Source organism: Lachnoclostridium sp. An169 (assembly GCF_002160525.1).
Lineage (GTDB): Bacteria > Bacillota > Clostridia > Lachnospirales > Lachnospiraceae > Mediterraneibacter > Mediterraneibacter cottocaccae.
The window spans coordinates 1-6,620 of the sequence record NZ_NFKT01000062.1; the positions used below are offsets into that span (position 1 = coordinate 1).

Here is a 6,620-nt window from a genome sequence, read left to right on the forward strand (position 1 = left end):
TTATTTTGAAACTTCAACATAATGATGCCCCCTTTCTTATTTATATTCCCTATAAATAGAATAGCACATTTTGTTGGAGTTTCTTATTTTAACTAGCACAACGGGTTAAGTTAGTAGTTACGGAGGAGAATACTATGAAAAGGTACGGTATTTTTGAAAAAGAATATAAAAAAACAACAGAAAGAAAAAACTATTTAAAAGTCCATCCACAAACACTTATGGAGTTTGCTAAAAATGTAAATTTTGGAGATTCAATTCATCAAGAATCAGACCTTACAAGAGATGAGATGGTTTCGTTGTTAGCCTCTATGCCTAATTCACAATCAGATGAATATTTTAACAGAATGAATGATGAAAATTCATCTAAAATTGATTTCTTTGCAGAATGCAATGAAAAAATTCTTTCTTTATATAATGTGGAAGCCATTGCTTTAAGTGAAGAAGAAATGTATGAAACCATTCTTTTGGATATATTGCAAATGCCAGAAGTATCCATGGACATAAATTCACATATATACTACACTATTTTGTATCAAAAAACCGAAGGGAAATACACAAATTTACTGCAAGATAATTGGACAAAAGATGAAAAAGCCGACTTTACAGAAAATAGAAAAAAAGGCATTAGATATAAGAATAAGCCGAATCATTATATTCCTTTTCAAATAAATGAAAATAGGGATAGACGAATTACTATCCAGGATTTTGCACCAGATCTGGTTCGTTTGTATTATACCAATAAAGAATTAAGAAATATATTTACAGACACCCAGGCAGCCGATACTGTAAAATATTATTCAACAGAGATATCATCAGTATATCAATCTCCCTATATATGTGTGGATAGAGTAGAAGAAATTTGGCTTCTTGAACGGATATTGGGAATTAATCTAGCTAGGGCGATGTACTCATTACTCTTGCCTATTATGCCTAAAAATTTTAGTTTGGTAGCAAGTAAGTATCAGCCACTAATCAGAGAAATCGTTCATGAAATCATGAAATTGCAGGGGATCTACAGTAGATGTGTCTTAGTGCATAAACTAAAAGAAATAGTGAAGATTAGAAGATATGGACATGAAATTGAACAATTGGAACCTTGTGAGACGTTGACATATTTAAAACAACTTCTAAAAGATTGTATGAATTCAATTTCTGAAGAATTTGCTTACCGTGAGTATACGGAATATCAAATGAAAAAAGATATAACTGAAAAGGTTTTGGACAGTTTAAGAGATAATTGCAGGGAATTGCTTGATATATATTTTCATGTAGAGAAAGGGTATTTTATATTGAATGAAAATGAAAGCTCTATTAAAAATGAAAGCCTATACTCATTAATTCAGAAAGTGGTAATAAGTGAACTAAAAAAATGATAAATAGAAAAGCAGCAGAAAGTAATTTGTTACAAATCTGCTGCTTTTTTATGTTTAGTCGGGGGGGGGGGTAAAAAATAAAACAGTGATTTAGAATGTGCACCTGCATTTATAGTCCGATCCGTGATTAAATTAGAGACAAGGAAGCTTCCAGAATTTGAACGAGTAGGAGGAAATAAGATTGACAAATCTCATGGAAAGAATACCTTGGCAGGGAGAAGATCGTCGCAGTATTTACGATGAAAGCATGCTGCGTGAGATCGGTTATATGAATACGCAAATCGGGCAGGGCAATGCAATTATGCAACAAGGTTTTCAGAATATTCAGCGGAGCATTGGACAGATTAGGCGGAAACAGAGAAAGTGCTTGGTGAATACATCGGTTGCTTTGTTGCAAAATGGTGAGATCGCTTTGGCTGAGACATATGATGATGGAAGCCAAAATCTGCAACCGCTTATGCTGAATGTAAGAGGTGACTGGCAGGTATACAGAATAAAATTTCGATACATTGCACCGAAAAGAGAATATTTTGCCCTTTATTTTTCCGATGTTGGGTATTGGATAATCGGGGATGTTGGGAAAAATACTGAAAGAGGATTGTATGATTATTTTATACGAGGAAATGTGAAGTTTGCTTCCAATTTGTCCGAATCCAAAATAAAGCGTGCACTTTTTGAAAAGTTTGGTCCCCAAATTGACTTGTGCCGGAATACATTTGCATTCCCGGAGTTAGCCGGATGGAATGGAGAATCCTTTGTGTCAGCAGAAAACTTTGCTTTCCCTGTGACTAAAGATTTTCCATGTCTGCCAGTGTTGAGAAAACATTTCGAGTTTTTTGTTGCAGGAGACGGGCGCTTTGTTCGATATGTACAAGTTTTTCAGTTCATTAAAAATGCTAAGTTACGCGCTATATTATCCGCTTTCCCACTAGCGGCATTAACTGCCTCAATTTTTGCGGAAGAAGACTTCCCCATTCCGGTAATTTTGAATTTTATTCCAGATTCGGAAAGATTTATGGGTATTATCGGTAGTTTTTTTCAAATTTTTAATCGGCATGAGATGAAATTTATTTCATTGGATAACACGTTTTCTAATCTGCTGAAATATATGGCGGAAGCGAAAGATGAAACTTTGAATTTTTCTGCACCATACTATATGAACATGGAGGCGTACAGACGCAGAAAAATGACTGAAAATTTGGAAAGAATCGTTTATTCCTATTTTCATCCGGAGTCAAGGGAAAATGGAACAGAATCTCCTGCCCATGGAATTACTTTTATTTCGGGCAAATTTGTAAAAAACAAAAATGTGATCAATGTATTTGTTGAAAAAAGTATGGTGGAAGATTTTGAAAAAATTGGTAGTGTATTGTCTGGAAGTACTATGCCGGAAGTTTTTACAGCTTACATCTCTTTTGTAGCAAAGAATTTAGCATGGTTGCGTAACTTAGTACATGAAGAAAAAAAGAAAGGCGATCCAAAGCAAGCATTTGGAAGAATTCTAAGGAGACTGATGATAAAATTTAGTGAAAATGTGGAATTTGATTTCTTGAGAGCGCTTAAAATCGATGGGATTGAATTTGACAGCCTTTTTGAACACGAGGTGAGCGGAGATGATCTGTCAGAGCTTCTGGTGAACGCGATTCGCAAAGAAATTGTCCACTTTCCTGCGCAGAATAAGAAAATCGCTGATACTTTGCAACCTACATATATTTATTTTGACGCTGATTATCTGTGGATTTCCCCACAGATTCTAAGGCTGATGTTGGGAAAGAATGGGCTGTTGCCACAGAAAATCCAGATTCTGCATGATGCGCGGGGAAAAAGGATGTTGATTACGGATACAGAAGGATATACCAGGAAGATGCAGATTGGCGGCAAAAGAGTTGAGATGTATCAGTTAAGCAGAAATGCATTAAATGTTCCCGGCGGCGCCGAAATTATAGACTTAGCAAAGGGGGAGTTGGAGTGATAATTAGCGAAAAAAATGAAATTCTACTATTGGATAAACCAAACGGTCATCTTCTTGTGTTAGGAATGTCTGGAGTGGGAAAGACTTTTTTTCTTTGTCGAAAAATGGAAGATGAAGTGAGAAGGGGAAAAAGAGTCTTGATATTTGATTATGCCGCAAGCTTTACGGATTTAGAACTGGGAAAAAACCAGTTCCAAGTGAATGAAAGAGTACGTGTGATCAATCCAATGGAAACAGAACTGCCATGGCCGTATAGGGGATCTGATTTGCCGGCGGCAATACTTAACGCTCTGACGAAAAGTTTGAACATCCAGAGTTATTATCAGAAAAAATTGTTGAAGGAAGTATTATCAGAAAAAGAGATTTGCAACGAACGTGGAGGCTTTTCGTTCCCAAAACTGATGCTGTCGTTGGAATATCTTTCCCGCACGAAAGAAGATGCAGACAGTGTGAAAAATGTAGGTCATCTTTTAACCCGGATAGCGCCATATGAAGACATTAAAGAAGTAAAGATTATCAAGGCAGACGAAAAAAATGTTTCTCCTGCAATCCAATCAGTAACCATATTGCAATTGTCTGATTACCCTGAACTGAAAAGAAAATTCTTAACGGAGTTTTTAACAGAATTATTTTGGCAGGAAGTCCGGGAAGGAAAAAAGCGTGCTGATATTGTGCTATTTGACGAGTTCCAGAATCTGTCACTCAAACCCGGAAGCGCCTTATCTGCGATCCTACGGGAAGGCAGAAAATTTGATCTTGCAGCTTATCTCTCATCGCAGTTCCTGGGAAATTATGACAAAGAGGCAGTGGATACTCTGATGCAGGCGGGAAATATGCTGTTTTTTCGACCCGTCCCCAGGGACGTGAAATATGTGGCAGACATGATTGATCCCGGAAACAAGCAAGAATGGGTAAAGATGCTTGGCATGCTCCAAGTAGGTCAGGCTGTTTTGAAAGGCACGTATATGATTAATCAAAATAGAAAAGAATGCGAAACACCGATAATTTGCAATATTGTGAGCAGGCAGTGAAGGGAGGAAAGATCGTGAACATTTACATTCATTTCCCGATTTTAGATAAGGGCGAATTGCCGTATTGACATTAAACTTGCGGCATAAATATTAGTAAATCAACCATTGGGTTTGGAGCTGATATTATGCCGCGGAAAATAAAGGAAAAGGAGAAAACTATGGATTTACAGAAAAATAAAGTAATATTACAGTTAACCCGTCTCCTGGAGCGCCAGAATCTGATCACTTCTTCCGAACGGATGCAGATCAGTGAGCTGCTCCGGAAAGGACAGTAATTATGCGCGCCGTAATTTATGCCCGGTGCAGTACGGAGGAAGAAAGTCAGAAGGACGCGCTTATAAATCAGGTGAGAGAAGCAAAAGAGTGTGTGAAACGTCAGAACTGGGTACTCGTTGATACATATATTGAGAGCCGCTCGGGAACTACGACAAAGGGTAGGACAGAATATAACCGTCTTTATGATGACCTGCAGAGGGATATTTTCGAAGTGATTATTATCAAGTCCCAGGACCGCCTTATGCGAAATACCAAGGACTGGTATTTGTTTGTAGACCGATTATGCACGCAACACAAACAGCTATATATGTATCTGGAGGAAAAATTCTACACGCCCGATGATGCACTGATCACAGGGATAAAAGCAATCCTTGCAGAAGAGTATAGCCGAGAATTGTCGAAAAAAATTAATAATGCACATCGGAACCGTCAAAAAAATGGCGGTTCCGTAATTCTTACGCCCAATGTATACGGATTTCAGAAACTTCCGGATAAGTCGGTAGAACTAATAGAGGAGGAAGCTCAAATAAAAAGAAGGATGTATCAGCTTTGTGCCGATGGCTTTGGAACCAGAACTATAGCGAATATACTGGCAAATGAGGGGATCCGCAAGCGCAGTGGGAAAATATTTACGGAAAGCGATGTCCGGAGAATCATCCGTAATCCATTGAATATGGGGACTGCTGTTATGAATAAAGTCCATTTTGATTTTGAGACTAAGAAAACAGTGAAAAATTCAAGGGAACAGCAGTTCTTTCACAAGAATAAAGTGCCTGCTACAGTATCGGAAGAATTGTGGGTTGAGGCGAATCATCAAATTGATGAAAAGGCAGTCCGCTTTAATCAGAAAGGATCTTTCCCACGTGGCAGCAATCCGGGCAAATATGAATTAAGCAGGAAGATATACTGCGGGATTTGTGGAAGCCCCTATTACAGGCGGTTTAGGAAACGTTACACAGACGGTGAAACGATTGTGGAGTGGAAGTGCAGTAAATACTGTACACAGGGGAGAAAAGAAGACGGGAAAACAAGACCGCAGGTTTCAAAGGTTGAAATGAAGGGCGAAAAAGGATGTGACAATATACATCTGGATGAACAGAAACTTATGGATCTTCTTGAAAAAATCTGTGTTGAACAGTTTGCAATTGACAGAGATATGGTCATCCGGGAAACAATCACTTTATTGAAAAAGGTGATTGTTGAAAATCAGGATTCGGAGCAGATGAACCGGATTGCAAATGAAGAAGAAAAGCTGAAAAAGCAGCAGGATGTTCTTTTGGATAAATTGCTTAATGGCACCATATCAGATGAAATCTACAGACGGAAACAGGAAAATCTTGAAAAGTCACTTGCTGTATGCCGGGATAAAAGAAAACAGCTTGAAAAGCAGAATATAAGAATGGCTTCACGAAAGCAGCGGTTGGAAGAAATAGAAAAACATTTAAAGGAGGGAGGGGATATTGAGCGTGCAACGGTAAATGAAATGTTGAGAGAAATCGACCGGATTATCGTATATCCGACATATATGGAACTTGTATACAATCCCTTGAAAACGATGGGAATGGAGCAGGAAACGAAAGGAGAGCAGTTTCAAACGAAAATACATATTGATTATGGAAATTTATTTGATCCGTTGAAGCAGAAAAAGGAGGACAGAGAGCAGGTTGTTGAAATGATCCGGGAGAAGCCGTCTATTACCGCCAAAGAAATAGCGGGGCGTCTGGGATGCAGTCTTTCCGGAGCACAATATAAGTTAAATGCACTGAAAAGAGAAGGCAGGATACGCTTTAACGGGAAAGGAGGCAGAGGATTTTGGGAAATACTGAAATAGCAGCAGTCAGGGGAAAAACTGGCTGCTTTTCTTGTGTGCCGAGCATGGCACTAATCTTACTGGTGAAAGTCCAGTCACGGGTATTTACCGCCAAGTGTAGTGAACCACAAGCCGGTGTCAGTAATGGCATAGGTGGA

Annotated in this window: 4 protein-coding genes; all 4 read left to right on the forward strand. The window is 38.4% G+C overall.

The window, feature by feature from the left end; genetic code table 11:
* The first annotated feature begins 134 nt into the window (after positions 1–134).
* The 4 genes from B5F07_RS21940 (at position 135) to B5F07_RS21955 (ending at position 6,483) form a co-directional block, all read left to right on the forward strand.
* On the forward strand, positions 135–1,373 hold the full coding sequence (locus B5F07_RS21940; RefSeq protein WP_087163303.1) for a hypothetical protein: 1,239 nt from the start codon (positions 135–137) through the stop codon (positions 1,371–1,373).
* A gap of 181 nt (positions 1,374–1,554) precedes the next feature.
* Positions 1,555–3,345 carry a hypothetical protein gene (locus B5F07_RS21945; RefSeq protein WP_087163304.1) on the forward strand — a complete coding sequence of 597 codons (1,791 nt, stop codon included), beginning with the start codon at positions 1,555–1,557 and terminating at the stop codon, positions 3,343–3,345.
* On the forward strand, positions 3,342–4,376 hold the full coding sequence (locus B5F07_RS21950; protein ID WP_087163305.1) for an ATP-binding protein: 1,035 nt from the start codon (positions 3,342–3,344) through the stop codon (positions 4,374–4,376). Before B5F07_RS21945 ends, B5F07_RS21950 begins: the two co-directional genes overlap by 4 nt.
* Positions 4,377–4,653: 277 nt before the next feature.
* Entirely contained in the window at positions 4,654–6,483 is a 1,830-nt protein-coding gene (locus B5F07_RS21955) for a recombinase family protein (RefSeq protein WP_087163306.1), read from the forward strand.
* Positions 6,484–6,620 lie beyond the last annotated feature (137 nt).

Excerpts from the sequence above, each read along its gene's own strand:
- B5F07_RS21940 (WP_087163303.1), top strand. The coding sequence starts at position 135 with ATGAAAAGGTACGGTATTTTTGAAAAAGAATATAAAAAAACAACAGAA.
- B5F07_RS21955 (WP_087163306.1), top strand. The coding sequence starts at position 4,654 with ATGCGCGCCGTAATTTATGCCCGGTGCAGTACGGAGGAAGAAAGTCAG.